The organism is Nocardioides cremeus, from assembly GCF_030518195.1.
Lineage (GTDB): Bacteria > Actinomycetota > Actinomycetes > Propionibacteriales > Nocardioidaceae > Nocardioides > Nocardioides cremeus.
The window spans coordinates 195,974-215,457 of the sequence record NZ_JAULSC010000005.1 but is presented as its reverse complement, the minus strand read 5'-3'; the positions used below and the strand labels follow the sequence as shown (position 1 = coordinate 215,457).

The following is a 19,484-nucleotide window of genomic DNA, read 5'->3' as shown; positions in this document are numbered from 1 at the left end:
AAGGTCAACACCTAGGATGAGGCCATGCGGATAGGGGACGTGGCTGAGGCTGCTGGTGTGCCGGCGCAGACCATCCGGTTCTACGAGCGACGGGGACTCCTGCCCCAGCCCGAGAGGGCCCCCAACGGGTACCGCGACTACGACGACTCGGTCCTGGCCCGGCTGGCGTTCATCCGTTCAGGACAGGCTGCCGGGCTCACCCTGGTCGAGCTGGGCAGCGTCCTCGACCAGCGCAGGGAGGGCGCCGTCCCGTGCGCCCACGTCCAGTCGCTGCTCTTGGCCAAGCTGGACGACGTCAGGGCCCGGCAGCGCGAGCTGGCCACGATGGCCGAAGAGCTGGAGGGCCTGATCGAGCGCAGCGAGCGCCTCGACCCAGCAGACTGCATCGACGCCGAGACCTGTCACATCATCGCCGCGGGCAACTGATGCTCGGGAGGCCGACCTCACCCTCCGAACAGCAGGTAGAGCCCGCCGAACGTGTAGGCAATCATCACGAGCAGCAGCGGCAACTGTCCGACGAGGTGGTATCGCCGCGGAAGCACGGCCAGCGCGCGGTCGTGAGCGGCGATCACCCCCAGTACATGCCCAGCAACGATAGCCACCACCTTGGACGTGGCCAGGAACGTCGGGTGGTCGGAGAGCCAGTAGTTGACCTGCCACGTGGCGGTGCCGAGAAGGTCGGCACCATTGCCGAGGGGGTCGGAAAGCTGGACCAGGGTGAGCTGACCGGACTCGACGAGCAAGGTCAGGTAGTGAGCGGTCACGTACCCGACGATGATGGGCACCATGGAGTGCGCGAAGGTGCCGGGCAGGAGACTTCGTCGGATACCTCCTTCGAGGCCGGTACTCGTCGTCGCTGCGACGAACAGCAGGGCCACTACGGCGCACATGCCAACCAGGACGGCGGTGTTGACTACGAGCATGTTCGCCTCGGTCGACTGGCTGTACCGTACCCAGACGTTCCAGCCCCGGAAGCTGTCGAACGCCGTGGACCCCAAGAGGACGGACAGGACTGCCACGAGTCCTGGTTCACCAGGCAGAGTAGCGAGGTTGCGCAGCGGTGAGAGCAGGACCAGCGTGCCGTCCTGTCGCCTCCCCCAGATCGAGAGCCGGGACACCGCCGTGGAATAGACCTCGAACGGGTCGGCACGTGCGATCCAGCGGGGCCCGAGCAACACCCCGCCCATGACGACGAGCACGAAATACACCGCGAACCACAGGCGGACCGGTGCGAGGTAGTTGGCCTCAGGGTAGACGAGCTCGAACCACACGAAGCAAAGAAGAGCGAGCGCCGCAGGCCAGTAGCCGACCCAGGCGGGTAGTGCGCCGACGACGCCGCCGGCGCACTCGCGACCCGGCGTTTCGTCGGTCGAGCGGCGGTGCTGTCGGTCGCGTTGACCGTTCGGTGGCATCTGGGAGCGCTGAGCGCCACCGAGTGCGGCGATGAGCAGGTAGATGCTCCGGGCGGGGTTGATGGCTCGGTAGAACGGTCCGAAGACCAGGGAGGCCGGGACGATCCCGACCCAGAGGAGCACAAAGACGACTCCGAACGTCGGGTTCATCGACAGGTCGGGGCCCATCACCGCCGCCCACGCGACGTAGGCGAAGAAAGCCAGCCCTGCGCCGCGCAAGAGGACCGCGAACGCACGGCTGTCGACCAGCCTGCCCAGCAGCACGGGGGTCGGGACGCCGACCGCTGCGGCGACGAGGGGCAACGCAGTCGTCCGGGAGTGATCTCGCGTCGGCGTTTCGGGCCGCGGATCGGCGTAGCGCGGACGGCGCCACGCCATCAGCAGGACCAGGAACGAGACCGCCAAGGCAGCGGCGCCGCCCAGGATGGCAAGGTCCGCAGGGATGGGGAGGTCTTCGGGTCCGCCGATCCCGTGTGTCCTGATCACTCAGCGAACCGCCAGCTGCGCGACCACGGTCCCGGTCGCATGCTCCTCGACGTCGACGGCGCCGGGGTTGTCGATGACGAGTTGCTGAGTTGTCGTCCCGGCGCCGAAGCTGATGATCTGCTCCGGTCTCGAGTGGACGTGCAGCTCGCCGGCTCGGTCGGTCTTGAAGGTAATGCTCAGCGGCTCTCCGACGGCCAGATCGAGCGTGGCTCCGTTCGGTGAGATGCTCGAGCCATCCACGATCACCTTCAGCTCCGCGCCCGCTGGCGCGGTCGGCGTGGCGTTGTCGGGAACGGCGGCTGACCGGCTCGGGGCGTCATCGGTGGGCGACCTGGTGGGGGAGCGGTCGCCGCCTATCGACCCCGCTTCGGTGCCACCGTCGTCGGAGCAGCCTGCAGCGAGCGAGGACAGGGACAGGGCAAGGGCCGCGGTTCCGATCACGCGGGCGGTCATCCTGCGGGGCCGCGGCTGGTGCTGAAGGGGCATGCGTGGGGGTCCTAATCGGAAGCGAGATGGTGCAGCGGGTGGTTGGCATCGGCGAGTGTCCTCGCCACTGCAGGAATCCTAGGGTCGACGCTGGAGAAAATACTAACCACGATAGTATACGAGGCTGGCCCTGTCGAAAGACTCAGCGCGACGGTGGGCTGCGCTCACGGGCCGCGGTGGCCAGGGCGGCCGCCGAGAGTACTGGCCGCGAGCTGATCGACCAGTATGGGGCAGGGTTGTGCGTGTCGTTGATCCAGATCCGGACGCCGGTACGGAGGTGGGCTGCGAGGCGGGCCCGGATGCCCAGGTCGCGGACTCAGGGACGCCGCAGTCGCTCTTGGTATGGGTGCGTCCGCGGGCGCATGCCCCACCTCTCGTCGTGGGCGGCCGGTCGGGGCGATGAGTCAGGGTCCTCACCAGGTCGCGCTGTGGCACTCCCGGGTGGGGTCGGCTTCCACCTGGAGGGTGGCGTGCTCGATCCTGTGCTGATCGCGCAGGATGGACTGTGCTTGTTGGAGCACCTCGCCCGAGTCGGCTCCCACCCGGAGGACCAGATGCGCAGTCGCCACGTTCATCCCCGAGGTCAGCGTCCAGGCGTGGACATCGTGGATCTCGGCGATCGCCGGAAGAGCCTCGAGGTCGTTGACCAGGGCGCGGAGGTCGACGTCCCGAGGAGCGTGCTGGCCGAGCACGGACAGGACCTCCCGCCCTAGAAGGATCGCCCGCACTGCTACGAACACCCCGATGGACACCGCCACTCCAGTGTCCCAGGCGGAGGCACCGGTGAGGCCGACGAGCAGCCCACCCAGCAGCACTCCCACGCTCCCGACGGCATCGGCCACGACCTCGAAGTAGGCCCCCTTGACGTTGATCGACTCTCGTGATCCGGATCGCAGGAGGAACAGGCACGCGACGTTGACGAGCAGTCCGAGCGCGCCGACCAGGAGCATCGGCCCGAACGAGACCGACGCCGGGTCACCGATACGGCTGGCAGCTTCGACCATGACGTAGACTGAGACGCCCAGCATCAGCAGCACGGTGAATCCGGACGCGAAGACCTCGACGCGATAGGAGCCGTAGGTGCGACGTCCGGTTCGGTCCGGTCGCGACGCTATGGTCGTGGCTGTCAAAGCGGCGCCGAGTGCGACGACGTCTGCGGCCATGTGTCCGGCGTCGGAGAGCAACGCGAGCGAACCGGAGACCAGACCGACGATCAGTTCGACGACGAAGAAGCCGGCGACCAGTGCGAAGGAGACGCCGAGACGCCAGCGGTGCCGAGCGCCGGCGTGTCCATGTCCATGTCCTGCTCCCATGAGGGTCCCTCCCTGTAGCCGTCGTGACGGACCCATTCTTTGTTACTATCGTCGATAGTACGAATCGAGGAGATGAGGCACGGTGCGTCGACAGACGAAGGTAGCGGTCGTGGTAGCCGCGATGTTGGGGATCGCAGTAGTAGTGCTGGGTGCGCTCAGCCAGTCACGCTCCGATGTCAGCGAGCCCGCCGCCGCAGGCTCGGCCCTGGAGAGCGCTGTCGTGCGCGACGACAGTCGGGTGCTGGGCGAACCTGGCTCGACCGATGTGACGTTCGTGGAGTTCCTGGACTTCGAGTGCGAAGCCTGCGGCGCAGCCTTCCCGATCGTCGAGCAACTGCGCGAGGACTACACCGGGGACGTCACCTTCGTCATCCGCTACTTCCCGCTTCCCGGTCACCTCAATGCGGAGCGGGCGGCTCGTGCCGTCGAGTCAGCAGCTCGACAGGGCGAGCTCGAGGCGATGTACGCGCGGATGTACGAGAGCCAACCGACGTGGGGTGAGTCGCGAGAACCGAAGGACGACCTGTTTCGCTCCTTCGCCGAGGAGATCGGGCTCGACATGGAGCAGTTCGATGCTGACTACGCTTCCGAGGAGGTGGCCGACCGGGTGCAGCGTGACGTCGAGGACGGCCGGTCCTTGGGTGTAGAGGGGACCCCGACGTTCTTCGTCGATGGTGACCTGTTCCAGCCAGAGACGGTGGAGGACTTCGCCCAGGTTCTCGACGAGGCGCTGGCGGGTGAGTGAGTGGTCCGACCGGCGCCTGGCTCTCGGTCTGTTGGCGGCCGGACTGATCGGCCTGGTCGCCTCGACGATCCTGCTGATCGAGCGCCTGCGCCTGGCGGGTGACGAGGACTACGTGCCCACGTGCAGCCTCAACCCGGTGCTCAGTTGCGGGTCGATCATGGAGTCCGCGCAGGCCTCGTTGTTCGGCTTCCCCAACCCGATCATCGGGGTGGCCGGCTTCCCGGTGTTGCTGGCCACTGGTGCGGCGCTCCTGGCGGGGGCGAGCCTGGCGCGTTGGTACTGGATGGGGCTTCAGGTCGGGGTCACCATGGCTGTGGCGCTGGTGGGGTGGCTGGCTTTCCAGAGCCTCTACCGCATCGGGGCTCTGTGTCCGTACTGCATGGTGGTGTGGGCGGTCGTGGTGCCACTCTTCTACTACGTCACCGTGCGCAACCTTGCCCAGGGGGTGTTCGGCGCCGCGATGGCCGGCAGCGCGATGACCCGCACGGCTCGGGACTGGCATGCGCCAGTGCTGCTGCTGGTGTTCGTCGGCGTCCTCGCCCTGATCGCTGTTCAGTTCTGGTCGTACTGGTCGACGTTGTGGTGAGGGGAGACCCGTTGAACCGGGCTCGGCAGACCGTGGGGCGAGGCCCGGTCGCGAGCGCGCGGTTGCCGGCGCTGTGCTGCTCCTCCTCGGCTTCGCGGAGCACCGGGGCCAGATCGGATCGTGGTGGACGAGCAGCCACGCGAGCCCAGAGAGCCGCGCACCAGCCGGGTGACCCCGAATGAAGGGCTGGTGGGCGGTCCCCGGGAGGTCGTGCTGGTCGGTTGCGGGTGTGGCGTCTGGTCGCAGCTGACGGCGCGGGACGAGGCCCTCGTCATGGGACGGCACGCCCCGCTGTGATCGGCTGGCGCCGGCTGCTGGGACTTGCCACCATCGCGCCACGCCTGGGACCACCGACAGGCTGTGCGTCCGTCCCCCAGGCGACGTGAGGCCGGGTCTTCCTCAGCAGTACCGGTCCTCGCCGTTCGCCGGTGAGCCGTCGGGGTGATGGCGGCGCCTGTCATGCAGCAGCAGACCTACGACCTCGAGGGGTGTCGTGCAACGACGGGCCATCGGTTGCATGACCGACCGGCACATGGTCGATTGCCGAGACCCTGCAGCAGTCTCGGGCGGCAGCTTCGAGCGCCGGCGCTAGCGCTATGGCGACCGGTAGGGACAACAGGACGAGCGCGACGATCCCGACCAGAGCGCCTCGCCCCCTGCGTGCGCTTGGCGGGGTATCGGTCAGTCGTAGGACCCTTTGCACCGCGGCGGTCCCGGTCGCGCTGAGTGCGGCTTCGGGCCGAGTGCCGCTGCCGAGTGTGACAAGTGCCCTCGCGAGCGAGCGTCGGTCTGCGTCGTTGGTCGCGGCGTCGTCGGCGGCCATCTCGACCAGGACGGCGATGTGCTCGTGTGCTTGTTCGAAGAAGGGGACGCGGGGGAATGCACGAGTCAGTGCGCCTGAGTGGGCCAGCGCGATGTCGTGGCGCGCACGCAGGTGTCGGTGCTCGTGGCCGAGTACCAGCAAGCGCTCCCTCGCCGAGAGCATGTCAAGCGCGCCGCTGGTGAAGACCACCGTCCCGACACCTCCGGGGAGGCAGTACACGAGGGGCCTCCGGTCCTCGACGACTGTGAAACCCTCGGGGTGGGGGCGGCCGACGAAGTGAAGGCCCTCCCGCTGCGCCCGGCGGGCCCGAGACACTACTCGCAGCCATCGCCCCGTGCTGATGACGAGCAGGCCTGTGCAGGCGCCTGCGACGGCCAGTCCCACGACACCGGGCCAGATCCCCAGGGGGGTGTTGTAGTGCTCGACAATGGTGATGGTGTGAGCGCCGAGGGCGTCGGCAAGCAGGAAGCGCAACGGGAGGAAGGGCAGTGCCGCAGCCAGAGCGGCGAGCGGTAGCGCCAGGACCACGGAGGTCGACAAGGCTTGCCAGGCGACGATCCCCGAACGGGGTGCGTGGGCGACCCACCGAGCGTTCGCCAACAGCCGTGCCCCCAGAGTGCCCGCCGCCATCGCGTAGATCAGCAGCGCCATTGCTGCGGTCATGTCGGAGGCTGGGTCCGGTCGGACAGGGCGGCTCTCAGCTCGTCGACCTCGTCGGCACTCATCTGCTCGACGAAGTGCACCAGTGTCGATCGGCGATCTCCGATGTCGGCCAGCACCTGTTCGAGCAATGCCGCGGTGTGCTCCTCACGCGTAGAGCACGGTGAGTACAGGTAAGCCCTGCCCTGCTTCGCCCGGCGTACCATTCCCTTGGAGTGAAGGTTGTTCAGCACCGTCATGACTGTCGTGTAAGCGAGAGTTCGTTCGATGCTCAGGTCCTCCAGCACCTGACGGACGGAGACAGGGCCGCTCCGGGACCACAGACGTTGCATCACGGCTGCTTCGAGCTGACCCAGCTGTCTCATTCGGTGCTCCTGTCCTCGTCCGGTGCAGACGCACCCGCCATCGTAGACGACCTGCTGCGTGGCCCGGCCTGCGAGAGCCGCTGGAGGTAGTCGTTGTAGGCCCGCAGCTGTCGGTCGTCCTCGCGCAGCTCGCTGCGGTCGAAGCGTCGTCGTTCCCGGCGGTCGGCCTGCACCCACGACACGAGCAGCGCGACCGCCATGACCGCCAACGGATACTCTCCCAGCGCCCATCCCAGTGATGCCCCCAGGTACTGGTCCTCGGAAAGGGAGGCTCCCCAGTCCCGGCCCAGCGACTCGAACCAGTCCCTGGCCAGCACCGTGGTGCTGGCCATCAGGCTCACCGAGAAGAGCGCATGGAAGCCGAACGTGACCATCACCATCAGAGCGCGCAACGGGTAGGAGGGGCGCTCGAGGCCCGGGTCTGCGCCTACGACGCACTCGGCGAAGAGGTAGCCGGTCAGCAGGAAGTGCAAGGTCATCAGCACGTGCGCGGTGTGAGCCTCCAGAGAGAGGCCGAACAGCGAGCTGTAGTAGAAGGCCACCATGCTCACCACGAAGAGTGCTGCCGCCACGATCGGGTGCCCGAGGAGCTGCGCGGGAAGCGAGTGGACGGCCGTCAACAACCATTCTCTGGGACCGTAGGAACCGTCGGTTCGACGTCTCAGAGTCCTCAGAGCGAGAGTGATGGGCGTCCCCAGCACGAGGAAGGTCGGCACGGCCGTGGCGATGGTCATGTGCTGGACCATGTGCATGCTGAACAGCACGCGACCGTACGTCGCCGGTGGGCCGTTGGCTGCCCAGATGAACAACAGGCAGCCGATGACCCAGCATGCTGTGCGCAGCCACGGCCAGTGGACGCCGCGCCGGCGCAGTCGCCGCACGGCCACCAGGTACCAGGTCAGGGCAGCCAGCCCGAGAGGAAGGAAGAGGCTGTCGGGACTCCAACGAGTCAGCCACCCGGTGGCGTCCAGAGCAGGGGGCATCGAGCGGCCCAGCAGTGACTGGACCATCGTGAGCGAGGTGGAGTCCCCATCGGTGCTGGGAGGGTCGGTCCGTCCGAGGACGACACCGAGTGCAGCCGCACCCAGCAGGACGAACACCTCGAGCCCGACGAGTCGCCAGAACGCCTTGGTGCGCCCGGCCACGACCTGTGCCAGGAGCGTTCGTCGGTGCCACCATCCAGCCAGGAGAAGCAGGATGACCGCGGTCATCTTCAGGGCGAGCAATGCTCCGTAGGTCGACACGATGGATGCGAGGTCCGGCACCCGGAGCCAGGCTCCGGCGAGGCCCGACGCCGTCACTAGGGCCGCACACCAACCAGCAATGGTGGAGTAGCGCCGGGCGACCGTGCCGAGGGACGGTCCGAGTCGATGGCCGACGAGGGCGAGCGCCACCAGCCCGCCACCCCAGACCCCGATGCCGACGAGATGGAACATCTGCAGGTTGACGACCTCGTCATGGTTGAGCGCGCCCGTGGCGTGACCGGTGAGGGCCATGGGCCACAGCGCAACGACGGCCAGAGCCGCCAGCGCACCCAGAGCGGCGGTGCGCGACGCCAGTGCACACCCCGCTGCCACGACCGCGGCGAGCCCCGCCCCCCACAACAGATACTGGCCCAGCTCGTAGGAACGGGCGAAGAACACGGCCTGCTGCAGAAATCCTTCGGCCTCCATGCTGCTGCCGGAGGCGTCCGAGAAGACAAGGGCGATGAGGAGCCCGTTCAGGGCGGCCCATGCCGTGGCACTGAGCTGTGCCACGGCTACGAGACGGGCGCGTACGCCGGCGAGCAGTGCCTCGTCTTCGTCCTCTCCAGGCGGCACACAGGTGCTTGCCACGACAAGGGCTCCCACGGTCAGCATGGCGCTGAGGTCGCGCAGTGCCTGGACGATGGGGAGACCGAACCGGGTGGTCGCTCCGGGGTCAGGAAGCCCGGGGACACCCAGCGGTGCCAGGCCCCCGGTGAGCCACGCGGCCAGGAGCGCCGCCAGCACCATCCACAATATCGCCCCGAGGGTACCGAGGGTGCGGGTCGCGCGAGGGGAGACCATCACGCTGGTCATGTCCCGCTCCCGCGCCGGGACAGTCTGGCGGTTGCGATGCCGGTCAGGACGACGAGACCCAACGTCACAACCCCTATGAGAGCGAGTGCGCCACCCGACGTGCCAGCCGGCTCGCTGCTACTGCGGTCAGCATCGACGCCAGTGTCCGCCTGTGCAGCTGGACCGGTAGCAGTGGTGGACTCGCTGGCCGTTGGGACTTCCGGTGTTGCGGGGGAGCGCACGGTGAAGGTGTAGCTGCCAGTCACTGGGTGTCCGTCTCGCGACACCACTCGGTAGGAGACACGCCACCGCGTGGAGTCGCTGGAGCTGGATTCGTTGCTGGACCGGGCCTCGGGAACCGTAGCGACCAGCTCGGTCGGGCTGGCGCCGCTCGTCACGTCGAGGTTCATCGTCTTCCCGTTGCCGACCCGTGCTGTGATGGTGCTTAGGCCTGCACTCATGTCCTCGGTGAACGTCAGCGTGAGGGCATTGGGAGAGGTTTCCAGACGATCGCCGTCCGCCGGGTTTACGGAGAGGAGGTCCGTGTGGGCTGCGGCGGGGACAGTCGTCAGTGCAACGATGCACGCACTGATGAGAAAGCCTAGGGCGACGATCCAGCCGGGGCGCTGCGGCGGACTGTTCATTCTTTCCCTCGGGCAAGTAAGTACATGGCGACCGCGGTGACCGTGAGTGCGAACAAGCCGATGACGATGGTCGAGATGGTGTCGTTGCTCATATCCACGCTCGCACGACGTGATGACGAAGGGATTGTTTGCCACGTGGCCCGGCGGCAACGGCGCGTCCGGGACGGCAGACTGCACGAGCAGGGCGATGTCGATGTGCATGGCCGCCGGGCGTCATCAGGCCCATCAGATCTACTCCTCCGGGACCCGAGGCCGATACTGGCTCGCGGGATGCTGCCGGTTCGTGCGCCGCTGTGCAGGCGAGGTTGTCGTTGCTCATGGAGTGCATACTATCGTCGATAGTACTTGGTCGTCGAGGAGGTCCGGTGAGGCATGCCCGTCCCAGCGCCCTGTCGTTCGCGGCTGTGGGCGGTGTCCTGACGGCGCTCGCATTTCCCCCGTGGTCGATGCCCTGGCTGGCCCCGATCGGGGTCGCTGCTCTGGTCGTCGCCGTGACCGGCCGATCCGTGGTCGTAGGAGGAGCGGCTGGCGGGGTGTTCGGCTTGGTCTTCTTTGGCACCACCTTGTGGTGGCTCAGCGAGTCCATCGCCGTCGCAGCCTGGGGGGCACTCACGCTCGTCCAAGCGGCTTGGCTCGTCCTGGCCGGCAGTGCGATGACGCTGGTGCGGAACCTCCCGGGCTGGCCGGCATGGATGGCCCTCGTGTGGACGACAGTCGAGACGATGCGGTCTTCGGTGCCCTGGGGCGGCATGCCATGGGGCCGCCTCGGCTACACCGCCGTCGACGTCCCTTGGGGGGCGTTCCTGGCCATCGGAGGAGTCGCCGGAGCTGGGGCGTTGGTCGTGCTGATGGGGGCATCCGCAGCTGGCGTCGCGTCCGCGGTGGCCGAACGTCGTACCGCCCTGCGCCTGACTCGTCCCGTGATCGCTACGGGGAGCGTCGCTGTGGTCGGGATGTGGCTGCTGCTCGGTGCGGGCTCGGTGGGCGGACGCCTGGGCGTCGAGGAGACTGGCGTAGCCCGCGTCGCGGTCGTCCAGGGGGGGGTGCCGGGAGACGGCACCCAGGTGTCGGCCAACCATCGTCGGGTGACCCTGAACCAGCTCACGCAGACACGCGAGCTCCTGACCGCTCGAAGCTCGTCCGCGCCCGCCCTCGACTTCGTGCTGTGGCCCGAGAACGCCACCGCCGTCGATCCCACGAGGGACTCGCAGGCGCGGGCTGTCATCAGCTCGGCGGTGGCGGAGGTCGGAGCGCCGGTGCTGCTGGGGGCGATCGTCGACAGCTCGTCGCCTTCGCTGGCGCTGAACCAGTCGATCGTATGGACGGCATCGGGTCCGGAGGACCGCTACACCAAGCAGCACCTGGTCCCGTTCGGTGAGTACGTTCCCCTCAGGCCGCTCGCAGAGCTTGTCTCCAGTCGGGTCGCGGACATCGAGCGGGACATGATCTCGGGAGGCGCTGCGCAGCCCCTCACGGTCGCTGGTCTGCGAGTCGCGGCGGCGTTGTGCTTCGACGTCGCCTACGACGACGTGGTGCGCTCTCAGGTCAAGCAGGGAGTCGACCTGGTGACCGTCCAGACGAGCAACGCCATGTTCCTAGGCACTGCGCAGCTCGAGCAGCAGTGGGTCATCACCAGGGCCCGGGCCGCCGAGGTCGGCCGGTCCGTGGTCGTGTCCTCGATCAACGGGCTATCGGGTGCCATCGGTCCCGATGGCCGCGTGATCGAGCAGCTGCCGTCGCGCGAATCGACCAGCAGTCTTGTCGAGGTGCCGATGGCGACAGGCATGTCGATCGCCGTGCGATTCGGACCGTGGCCCGGTCGAGTCGCGGGACTGCTCGCCGTCGTGGCTGTCGCAGCAGCTGTCAGGAGACAGCGATGGGACAGCAGCGGGGCGTCACGGTCGCCCGGCTCGGGGGATGACGCCTCAGGGGCAGGTCCTCCGAACTGTGCTGTCTGCCGGTAGCCGGCCGGGGGCAGCTGCCACAGGCAACTGACCAGGACCTCGGCCTGATATCCGGCGGCGGTGGCCAAGGCGGACAGCTCGACCATGCCCTGATCGGACTGTTGCCCGCTCCGAGCGGCGGGTTTGCCGCCCGCGCCGACCGCGAAGGTGTCGAGGGGGAGATCCGCGGGACCACTGCGTCGCGGCCCAGGGTGATGCTGTCCTGGTCCAGCTGGCCAGGAGAAGGGGATCGCGGCGGCGCTCAGCGGCCAGCCGCAGCGACATGGTCTGGTCGTGCACGGACCCGGAACGCTCGGCGTGTCAACGCCGGCCACCGAGAGGACGATGAGCGCCCCCACGACAGCGAGGACTGCCAGGTCCCCCAGGTCCGTGCCGTGGGCGCCGACCGCGACGTAGGCGACGGTGCCGGGCACGATCCCGAGTGCAGGGCCGAGCAGGTAGCTTGTCCACGACATCCGGGTGAGCCCAGCCAAGTAGTTGATGGCCGTGAACGGCACGACCGGGACCAGGCGGAGCGCCAGGAGCACGACCAGCCCGCGCTCGGCGACGAGCGCGTCGAGCCGCGCGATGCGATCTGAGCCGAGGTTCTGGAACGATGCCTGGCCCAGGTGCCGGGACAGTGCGAAGGCGATCGCGGCGCCGAGCACCGCGGCCAGCCACACCAGTGCCAGGGCCTGGGTGAAGCCCAACAGCAGACCGGCGGCCGCCGTCAGCACGTTCTTGGGCTAGGGCGCCAGCGTTCCTGCGGCGTATCGGGGGCCGGCGTCGTCTGGAGAGCCGTGATCCTCCGGATCATCTCGACGGGTATCGGGCGAAGGTCCGCGCGCCGTCGGTGGAACGCCACAGACCACCCTCCACGGAGGCATAGACGTGCCCCTCGTCGTCAGTGTGAAGTGCCTCGGGCTGGGCGCCGAGCGAGCCGGCCCTGACGAAGCTAGTCGCGTCCTTGCTGGTGTAGGTGGTGCCACCCGGGTCCAGCGCGGTCACCGTTCCCTGGGTGTCCCAGCTGACCAGCATGAGAAGCGGAGCGTTCTCGAGCAGCGCGAAGGAACGACCGCCATCAGTGCTCAGCGCCGGTCCTTCCGCGGTGGTGGCGATCACGGTGCCAGGGTCGGTCGGGCTGACCGCGAAGTCGAACACGCCTCCGGTGGACCGGGTCTCCCACGTCTCCATGTCCTCGGAGACCATGAAGTCGCCGGTCGCTGCGTCCGCTCCGTAGACCAGGCCATGGCGGTACTCCAGCGCGTGGAAGTCCGCCTGACCTGCCAACGACCGGTTGGTCCAGCTCTGCCCCCCGTCGGTGGACTCGATGAGGCCCAACGAGCTCGGACCGTCCTGTCCTTTCCCGGGGTGGCCCGATGCGAGGAAGTGGTCCGGGCCCGCGACCGTGAAGCCCATGAAGTCCTGTACCCGGTCGCTGATCGGACCGGCCAGCGCACCGGCGTCCTCATCGACCCGGAACAGCCCGTAGTGGCTGCCCACGTGGAGGGCTCCGGTGCTGGGCTCGACACCGAGACCGTGCACGTGCTCGAGCACGCCGCCAGCCTGGTCCGAGGTGTCTGCCGCGCGGAGTGCCCACCAACCGGCGGCAGCGAGCAGCGCGGCCACGACGGCGATCGTCAACCACCATCGCGCTGACGCCGTGCTGCCTCGGGAGGACTGCTCGGCCTGAGGTTCAGCGCTGACGGTGCGGGGCATGTTCTCGTCTCCTGGTCGGGGGTGTGCGCGCGGTGATCAGCGGTGCCAGTCCGGGCTCAGGCTCGGGATTCGTCGTCTGGCTCGCGTCCGTGGTGGGTCTCGAGCTTCCGGTCACCTCGACCTCCACGGCGCGTGAGCGAGATGGCGCCCACGACTGCCAGTGCCACGATGGCGATGAAGACCACCATTCCCAGCAGCATCCCGAAGCCCATCAGCAGGCTCATGCCGCCCAGTCCATCCATGTCTCCCACGAGGTGGTCCTTTCTCCCGCTGCGATGTGTACTATGATTCATAGTACAAGGGGTTCTGAAAAGGGTCCGCTGCTGGGACGTCAGCGGGGAGTCAGGCACGCCCACGGCCGCGGCACCGCCTTCATGCCAGGTCTATCGACGCCAGGGGTCAGGCCTGCTGGACGAGCAGATCGGCGATGAGCTGCTGCCGGACCCAGAGCGCGATGAAGGTCGAGGCTGCGAGCGTCCAGAGGGTTCGCGTCGCTGTCCTCGTCGAACGGACGTGCGCGTCGACCCACCGACCGCTCACCACACCCAGCGCTGCTCGGCCGAGGGTCGCGAAGGCGGCGAGGACCGCGGCGATGCCCAGGGGGTTGTAGCGCCAAGCCTCGGCGAGGTCTCCCTCCATCGTCAGCCGCGCGGATCGGGTGCCCCCGCACAGCGGGTCCATCAGTCCCAGGTGGTGCCAGGGTGGGTGGAGATCGATCGGCGGTAGGCCGAACGTCAGCAGTGCGAGGCTGGCGGCAGCGCCGAGCGCGGCGACCCAGGTCACCGAACGGTGCCGATCCGTCGGGGCGAGGTAGAGGCGCATCCGCATCCGGGTGCCGCCTCAGACTCCGGCGTAGGAGTGGAGGCCGGAGATCCACAGGTTGACGCCGAAGAAGTTGAACAGGAATGCGACGTAGCCCGCCAGGGCGAACCAGGAGGCGCGCGAGCCTCGCAGTCCTGCGGTGCTCTGGGCGTGCAGGTAGGCGGCGTAGAAGACCCAGGTGATGAAGGCCCAGGTCTCCTTCGGGTCCCAGCCCCAGTAGCGGCCCCATGCGTTTTCGGCCCAGATCGCCCCGGCGATCACGGCGAACGTCCAGACGGGGAAGGCGAAGACGTGGACGGCGTGGCTGGCCCGGTCCAACGAGGATGCGGTCGGCAGTGCGGCGACGTAGCGCTGTGACCGTTCGGTGACGGGTCGGGCCTCCCACCGCCTCCGCAGGATGCCGAGGGCGGCGGTGATGGCGCCGATGGTGAAGACCCCGCCGGAGATGATGGCAGCGGCCACGTGGATGACGAGCCAGTACGAGTCGAGCACCGGGACCAGGTCGTCGACGGGCGTGTAGAAGCTCGTGACAGCCAGGCCGAGCGCCAACAGCATGAGGGCGACGATCCAGACCCCCGCCTCCCGGACGGCACGACGTCGCACGAGCGCGACGTAGGCACCCCCGGCCGCGAGCGAGAGCACCAGGAGGAACTCGAACATGTTCCCCCAGGGCGCACGGCCGGCGGCCAACCCACGCACGATGACGCCGGCGAGGAGCAACAGCGTCCCGAGCACGGTGAGACTCACTGCGGAGGCGCCCACCACGCGGCCGGGTCCTTCGCCTGCCCGGGTGTCCGTGGCGTCGCGCTCCCTGGTGGACCCGGTGGCTCCGGGGGCCTCGGCAGCACGGGAAGCGCCTGCTGCCGAAACCTGGGCAGAGACGCTGAGCGTCGACGACGCGCCGGGATGCCGTGTGGGCAGCGACCTCAAGGCGGTGGACGCCGCGTGGGCGAGCAAAGCGAGCGCCAGGACGGCGATGGTGGAGTAGACGAGTCCGTCCGAGAGGCGGGCGAGGAGGTCGGTGGTCATGGTGCATCCTTCCGGTGGGGCTGCCGGTGGCGGTCGAGCTCGTGGCGTACGTCGTCGGCGATCGAGTCGATCTCGCCGTGCGGCAGTCCACGTCGAGTCGCGGACTGGCCGGCGTACTGGACCACGACCGTCCCGGCGTCGTCGTGGACTCGCACGTAGACGCGGCGGCGGCGCACGATCAGCGAGGTGGTCAGTCCGCCCAGCAGCATGAGCGCCGCCAGCAACGACAGCTCCTTGCCGGGGTCGCGGGCGACCTGGAAGTTGGCGAACCGGCGGACTCCGTCGAAGGTCACGGTGCCCAGGTCGTCGGGGAGTCGCACCGTCTGGCCGGGGGCGAGCTGGGGACCGAAGGGCTGATCGGAGCCTGGTCGCATGACCTGCTGGAGCCGCGACTTGTCGAGGGTGTACACGGACTGGGCCAACCCGTCGTCGAGCCCGAGGTCCCCGGTCCAGACCGTGAGCAGCAGCCGGGGGTTGACGAGGTCGGGGTAGGCCGAGAAGGCGCCGTCGCCGATGTCGGCCGCAGTGGGTAGGAAGAGCCCCTCGAGCCCGAGCTGGGCAGGGCGGGCATCCGGTGCCTTGATGACGCCGTCGGAGGTGAGGTTGTTGTCGGCGGGGAGGAAGATGACCGGGCCGGAGTACGCGGTGGCGCCGGTGCCGTCGCGCACCGTCACGACGGGCGCGTAGCCGTGCCCGGTGAGGAACATCTTGGTGCCGTTGATCTCGAGGGGCTGGTTGGGACGTACGTGCGCCGTCCACGAGTCCTCGCCGGACTCGACCCGGAGGCGCGCATCGAAGGATCGAGGCTCACCGCGGCGGGCTCCGGAGGTCTCGAAGTCAGCTTCGAAGGACTCCAGTCGGAAGCTGAAGGGTTCGAGCGCATTGACGTCGGTCCAGACCGACGGGCTGAAGTCGTCGTATTGGGAGGCGACGTTGGTGAACGACTCGCCCGCCACGACCGCGACTCGCGCCTCGTAGCCGTACAGCCTGCCTCCGGCGATCCCGAACAGCAGCACCAGCAACGACAGGTGGAAGAGCAGGTTGCCGGCCTCGCGGACGTGCCCCTTCTCGGCGCTCACTGCTCCGTCAGCCACTCGGACCCGGAAGCGACGCCGCCGCAGCGCCGACTCGACCAGCTCGAGCGCGTCCACCCGGGACGTCGATGTCTCTCCGTGATCACGTCTGCCGACGAAGACGTCTCGGCGGTGATCCTCCAGGTGATCCAGCCTGGTCGGAGCCTTCGTCGGTTCGCTACGGAAGTCGCGCCAGAGCTTGGCGCACCTCGGGAGCACGCAACCGGTCATCGACACGAGGAGCAGCAGGTAGATCGCAGCGAACCATGGTGAGGCGTAGACGCCGAAGAGTCCCACGCGGTCCAGCCAGGGGGAGATGTCAGGGTTCTCGGCGTAGAACTGCGGCACCGCGGCGGGGTCGCTCGCCACGCCCCGCTGGGGCAACAGGCTGCCCGGCACCGCGGCCAGGGCCAGCAGGGTCAGCAGGATCACTGCCGTGCGCATGCTGGTGAGCCGGCGCCACGCCCATCTGGCCCATCCGAGCACGCCGATGCCGACCGGTGAGGGCGAGATCGTCGCCGCGGCCTCGTCCGGATCTTCGCGATGGGGCTTGTCTGCGTGCAGCTGAGTCATCGAGCACCGATCGTGACGGGGTGGAAGGACGGCGGCGAGGACTTCCGTCCGAGCAGGAAGATGGTGGCAGCGGCTCTCATGACAAACGCAGCGTACTACGTTCGGTAGTAGAGTTGGTGCCGTGTGGATACGTCGGTCGTCTGTGACATTGGTGTCCTTGGTGCTGGTGGCGGGCGGCTGTGCGAGGACCTCGCCGGAGCCATCCGGGAGCGCTGCGGGGTCGAGCGACCTCGCCCCTGCGCCGGTCGCCGTGTCTGGATCGGCCGGCTGCTCGTCGCTGCCGTCTCGGAACCCGGCCGGACGGGACGGTAGAGACGCGAACGGCGAAGGCGGTGGCGTGCGCGTCCTTCCCGACCTGAGCCTGCGCTGCCTGACCTCACAGGAGGAGGTGCGGTTGCGCGACCTCGGGGGCAGGGCGATGGTGGTGAACCTGTGGGCAACCTGGTGCGGGCCCTGCCGAGCGGAGATGCCGATGCTGCAGGCTGCTCACGACGACCTCGGCGGGCAGGTCGCATTCCTCGGGGTCGACACCAAGGATCCGTCCACTGTTGCGGGTCCGTTCCTGGAGGAGGTGGGGGTGCGCTACCCGCAGGTCGTCGACCCTGCCGCCGAGCTGCTGCGCGCGACCCAGGTACCGGGGTTGCCGGTGACCCTGTTCCTCGCGCCGGATGGTGAGATCGTCGACCAGCACATCGGACGCCTCGACCGTGACACGCTCGACGAGCTGGTCGCCAAGATCCTGGAGGACGCTGCGAGCAGGCATTGAGTCGAGCCCGTGCCATCGTCGTGGGTGCCTCCCCGGTGGAGGCTGCGGTGCTACGGGGTCCCTGTCAGTCGTCCTTGTAGAAGAACCTCCTGCTGATGGAATGGCTCGGGGCCGCCAGGACCTCCTGGCTGATGCGTCCGAGACCATCGAGCGTGACCTCGACGTAGGTCCCAGCGGAGGGAAAGCCCATCAGCAGCTTGGTGGCGCCGGAGTCGGCGGTGCTCCTGGCTGCGATCGGCGCCACGCCCGCGCTGTACGGCTCGCCTTCGAGGAATTCAGCCATGCTGAGGGTCGCGGGGCTCGGTTGCGGCAGCCCTGCCTCGCCGTCGCTGGTCACCGCCTCGTAGATGGTGACCTGGTCGAAGTCGTCAAGCACCCGGAGCGTGCGCTCCAGCAGGTCCTCGGCGGGCTCCGCCGGCCACGGGACCAGGGCTGCGACATTGCCACCGCGCCACCCCGACGCGGTCGCACGAAGATTCAGGACGTTGTCGCCGTCGGCCCAGTCGAGGGCGGCGACGAAGCAGCCCTCGCCGCAGGCCCGGAACTCCACCGGCTCCTGCGTCCCGGTCGCAGACTGCAGCTGCGCGGACAGTGTGTAGTCCGGGGCTTCGCTGACGTCGTACTCGTTGCCGTCGCTGGGAGTGGTCAGCCGGACGACCACCTGGCCCTCGCTCGCGACCAGGTTCACGCCGACCTGACCGGCCAGGCCGCCGGCGGGAACGGCGACTCCGGTGGGTGGCGGGGGAGGAGGGGCGCTGAAGGCGCCCGGTGTGGGCGTGGAGACGAGGACGGACGTGGCGCCCAGCACGACGACGAGCGTGACGGCCTCGAACCGTGCCGTCCGGGTCGCGCGACCCAGCCGCTCGGACCGCAGGGCCCGCCGTGCCGCCAGCGCCATTCCGACCACGGCGACCACAGCCGCGAGTTTGACCAGCAGCGCGCGTCCGTAGCCTGTGCCGGTCAGTGCAGGCAGCGGCACCAGCAGCAGTGCCATGGTCAAGCCGGTCACGACGATCACCACGAACGAGATCGTGGCGATCTGCGCATACCGGAGCAACGCCCACTGGACCGCCGCTCTGGTGGCCCGCCACTTCACAGCAGCTCGTGCTACGTGCAGCAGTGCCCCGACCCAGATTCCGGCTGCAACCAGGACGGCGGTCAGCAAACCGCCGACCACAGGGAGCTCGATCTCGCTGTGCGAGCCGACGCCCTCGGCGAGAGCAACGACGAGGAGCGGAAGCAGCGCATACGAAGGCCGCCGCAGTGCGAGGAGCAGGAGAGCGACCCCGAAGCCCAGTGCATGGGCCAGCACGACGCGTCCGGCTGCGCTCTCCGACAGGACCGAGATGCTCTCCGCCCTCAGTGCCAGCCGGGCTGCGGCCGCTGTGGCGGCGAAAAGACCGAGGAGGGCGCCCAGTTGGGCCCAGGAGCACACGCTGGGCAACCCGGCGTGCCGCCGGCCGGCCCGGGACGTGATGCGTTCGCCCACGAGCCCTCCGAAGGCCACGGCGAAACCTGCCAGCAGCAGCCACCTGAGGCCAGCCGCGGACCAGTCCGTGGGTTGGCTGGTGCTGGCTGTCTGGTCGCCGGTGATCACGGTGCCCACCGCGAAGCGGTACTCACCTCTCGCGCCGTGCCCGTCCACCCCGGTGGCCTCCCACTGGACCTGGTAGATGCCCGGCTCGAGCTTCTGGGTCACGGATGCGGTGAGGACCGTGCCACCCTTCTCGGTCCTCGGCGGCGAGGTCGGAACAGCCGAACCACTGCTGTCGGTGATGGCCACGGCTCGGTCCGTGGAGACCACCGGCTCGTTGAAGACCAGGTTGACCGATCCCGGAGAGTCGGGAACGGCTCCATCCAACGCCGGATCGCTGAAGAGCAGGACCGGATGTGCGCTGGCGGGCGAAGCGGCGACCAGCATCGCGACCACGCCGAGGAACGCGACCACGGCCAGCCGGAGCGTGCGGCCTCGCCAGTTCCGTCGGTGGACGGTCCTGATC

The 19,484-nt window shown here is 68.6% G+C and carries 19 protein-coding genes and 1 pseudogene; 5 read left to right on the top strand and 15 right to left on the bottom strand.

The features are described 5' to 3' along the window. Positions 1-24: 24 nt before the first annotated feature. Positions 25-426: a heavy metal-responsive transcriptional regulator gene (locus QWJ41_RS08020; protein ID WP_302707111.1), complete on the top strand. Its 402-nt coding sequence runs from the start codon at positions 25-27 to the stop codon at positions 424-426. A gap of 17 nt (positions 427-443) precedes the next feature. On the opposite strand, the gene QWJ41_RS08015 is transcribed toward QWJ41_RS08020, so the two are convergent. The 4 genes from QWJ41_RS08015 to QWJ41_RS08005 all read right to left on the bottom strand — a co-directional run bounded on the left by QWJ41_RS08015 (position 444) and on the right by QWJ41_RS08005 (position 3,697). Continuing rightward, positions 444-1,898 (bottom strand): hypothetical protein, encoded by a 1,455-nt coding sequence (locus QWJ41_RS08015; protein WP_302707110.1) that lies wholly within the window; start codon positions 1,896-1,898, stop codon positions 444-446. Next, the gene (locus QWJ41_RS08010; RefSeq protein ID WP_302707109.1) at positions 1,899-2,339 is read right to left on the bottom strand and encodes a hypothetical protein; all 441 of its coding nucleotides are present in this window, start codon (positions 2,337-2,339) and stop codon (positions 1,899-1,901) included. It lies immediately after the preceding gene. A 187-nt stretch (positions 2,340-2,526) separates the two neighbouring features. Further along, on the bottom strand, positions 2,527-2,685 hold the full coding sequence (locus QWJ41_RS22045) for a DUF3093 family protein (protein ID WP_369292729.1): 159 nt from the start codon (positions 2,683-2,685) through the stop codon (positions 2,527-2,529). Positions 2,686-2,797: 112 nt separating this feature from the next. Then, positions 2,798-3,697, bottom strand: a complete 900-nt coding sequence (locus QWJ41_RS08005; protein ID WP_302707107.1) for a cation diffusion facilitator family transporter — start codon at positions 3,695-3,697, stop codon at positions 2,798-2,800. Positions 3,698-3,806: 109 nt separating this feature from the next. Between QWJ41_RS08005 and QWJ41_RS08000 the strand changes: the two genes are divergently transcribed. Further along, entirely contained in the window at positions 3,807-4,442 is a 636-nt protein-coding gene (locus tag QWJ41_RS08000; protein ID WP_302707105.1) for a DsbA family protein, read from the top strand. Continuing rightward, positions 4,435-5,028, top strand: a complete 594-nt coding sequence (locus QWJ41_RS07995) for a vitamin K epoxide reductase family protein (RefSeq protein ID WP_302707103.1) — start codon at positions 4,435-4,437, stop codon at positions 5,026-5,028. Before QWJ41_RS08000 ends, QWJ41_RS07995 begins: the two co-directional genes overlap by 8 nt. Positions 5,029-5,485: 457 nt before the next feature. Here QWJ41_RS07995 and QWJ41_RS07990 read toward each other — a convergent pair whose 3' ends face one another. From QWJ41_RS07990 to QWJ41_RS07975, 4 genes are read right to left on the bottom strand one after another with little or no spacing between them, the layout of a single operon-like run. Continuing rightward, on the bottom strand, positions 5,486-6,502 hold the full coding sequence (locus tag QWJ41_RS07990) for a M56 family metallopeptidase (protein ID WP_302707102.1): 1,017 nt from the start codon (positions 6,500-6,502) through the stop codon (positions 5,486-5,488). Positions 6,503-6,510: 8 nt separating this feature from the next. Further along, positions 6,511-6,876, bottom strand: a complete 366-nt coding sequence (locus tag QWJ41_RS07985; RefSeq protein ID WP_302707101.1) for a BlaI/MecI/CopY family transcriptional regulator — start codon at positions 6,874-6,876, stop codon at positions 6,511-6,513. Then, positions 6,873-8,936, bottom strand: a complete 2,064-nt coding sequence (locus QWJ41_RS07980) for a bifunctional copper resistance protein CopD/cytochrome c oxidase assembly protein (RefSeq protein WP_302707100.1) — start codon at positions 8,934-8,936, stop codon at positions 6,873-6,875. The genes QWJ41_RS07985 and QWJ41_RS07980 overlap by 4 nt, the downstream gene beginning before the upstream one ends. After that, positions 8,933-9,559: a copper resistance CopC family protein gene (locus QWJ41_RS07975; RefSeq protein WP_302707098.1), complete on the bottom strand. Its 627-nt coding sequence runs from the start codon at positions 9,557-9,559 to the stop codon at positions 8,933-8,935. Before QWJ41_RS07975 ends, QWJ41_RS07980 begins: the two co-directional genes overlap by 4 nt. 317 nt (positions 9,560-9,876) lie before the next feature. Between QWJ41_RS07975 and lnt the strand changes: the two genes are divergently transcribed. Then, positions 9,877-11,523: an apolipoprotein N-acyltransferase gene (gene lnt, locus QWJ41_RS07970; protein WP_302707143.1), complete on the top strand. Its 1,647-nt coding sequence runs from the start codon at positions 9,877-9,879 to the stop codon at positions 11,521-11,523. Positions 11,524-11,912: 389 nt separating this feature from the next. Here lnt and QWJ41_RS22040 read toward each other — a convergent pair. From QWJ41_RS22040 to resB, 6 genes and pseudogenes are all read right to left on the bottom strand, one after another. Beyond that, positions 11,913-12,239 (bottom strand): annotated as a pseudogene (locus QWJ41_RS22040) (TVP38/TMEM64 family protein); the annotation flags it as partial. Between the two features lie 76 nt (positions 12,240-12,315). Beyond that, complete coding sequence (locus QWJ41_RS07965) at positions 12,316-13,131, bottom strand: F510_1955 family glycosylhydrolase (RefSeq protein WP_302707096.1); 816 nt, start codon at positions 13,129-13,131, stop codon at positions 12,316-12,318. A gap of 146 nt (positions 13,132-13,277) precedes the next feature. Further along, positions 13,278-13,445 (bottom strand): hypothetical protein, encoded by a 168-nt coding sequence (locus QWJ41_RS07960; RefSeq protein WP_193667537.1) that lies wholly within the window; start codon positions 13,443-13,445, stop codon positions 13,278-13,280. 175 nt (positions 13,446-13,620) lie between these two features. Then, entirely contained in the window at positions 13,621-14,043 is a 423-nt protein-coding gene (locus tag QWJ41_RS07955) for a DUF2752 domain-containing protein (RefSeq protein WP_302707094.1), read from the bottom strand. 18 nt (positions 14,044-14,061) lie between these two features. After that, the gene (gene ccsB, locus QWJ41_RS07950; protein ID WP_302707092.1) at positions 14,062-15,072 is read right to left on the bottom strand and encodes a c-type cytochrome biogenesis protein CcsB; all 1,011 of its coding nucleotides are present in this window, start codon (positions 15,070-15,072) and stop codon (positions 14,062-14,064) included. Continuing rightward, positions 15,069-16,589, bottom strand: a complete 1,521-nt coding sequence (gene resB / locus QWJ41_RS07945; protein WP_204797307.1) for a cytochrome c biogenesis protein ResB — start codon at positions 16,587-16,589, stop codon at positions 15,069-15,071. The genes ccsB and resB overlap by 4 nt, the downstream gene beginning before the upstream one ends. Positions 16,590-17,055: 466 nt before the next feature. Between resB and QWJ41_RS07940 the strand changes: the two genes are divergently transcribed. Further along, positions 17,056-17,484 (top strand): TlpA family protein disulfide reductase, encoded by a 429-nt coding sequence (locus QWJ41_RS07940; protein ID WP_302707088.1) that lies wholly within the window; start codon positions 17,056-17,058, stop codon positions 17,482-17,484. A gap of 64 nt (positions 17,485-17,548) precedes the next feature. On the opposite strand, the gene QWJ41_RS07935 is transcribed toward QWJ41_RS07940, so the two are convergent. Continuing rightward, positions 17,549-19,432, bottom strand: coding sequence for a copper resistance CopC/CopD family protein (locus QWJ41_RS07935; RefSeq protein WP_302707087.1), 1,884 nt, complete (start codon positions 19,430-19,432; stop codon positions 17,549-17,551). Positions 19,433-19,484 lie beyond the last annotated feature (52 nt).

Bases quoted from the DNA above. Each gene is read 5' to 3' on its own strand.
- QWJ41_RS08020 (WP_302707111.1), top strand. From the start codon at position 25: ATGCGGATAGGGGACGTGGCTGAGGCTGCTGGTGTGCCGGCGCAGACC.
- QWJ41_RS08005 (WP_302707107.1), bottom strand. From the start codon at position 3,697: ATGGGAGCAGGACATGGACATGGACACGCCGGCGCTCGGCACCGCTGG.
- QWJ41_RS07980 (WP_302707100.1), bottom strand. From the start codon at position 8,936: ATGACCAGCGTGATGGTCTCCCCTCGCGCGACCCGCACCCTCGGTACC.
- QWJ41_RS07960 (WP_193667537.1), bottom strand. From the start codon at position 13,445: ATGAGCCTGCTGATGGGCTTCGGGATGCTGCTGGGAATGGTGGTCTTC.
- ccsB (WP_302707092.1), bottom strand. From the start codon at position 15,072: ATGACCACCGACCTCCTCGCCCGCCTCTCGGACGGACTCGTCTACTCC.
- resB (WP_204797307.1), bottom strand. From the start codon at position 16,589: ATGCGCACGGCAGTGATCCTGCTGACCCTGCTGGCCCTGGCCGCGGTG.
- QWJ41_RS07955 (WP_302707094.1), bottom strand. From the start codon at position 14,043: ATGCGCCTCTACCTCGCCCCGACGGATCGGCACCGTTCGGTGACCTGG.
- QWJ41_RS07990 (WP_302707102.1), bottom strand. From the start codon at position 6,502: ATGGCGCTGCTGATCTACGCGATGGCGGCGGGCACTCTGGGGGCACGG.
- QWJ41_RS07985 (WP_302707101.1), bottom strand. From the start codon at position 6,876: ATGAGACAGCTGGGTCAGCTCGAAGCAGCCGTGATGCAACGTCTGTGG.
- QWJ41_RS07975 (WP_302707098.1), bottom strand. From the start codon at position 9,559: ATGAACAGTCCGCCGCAGCGCCCCGGCTGGATCGTCGCCCTAGGCTTT.
- lnt (WP_302707143.1), top strand. From the start codon at position 9,877: ATGGAGTGCATACTATCGTCGATAGTACTTGGTCGTCGAGGAGGTCCG.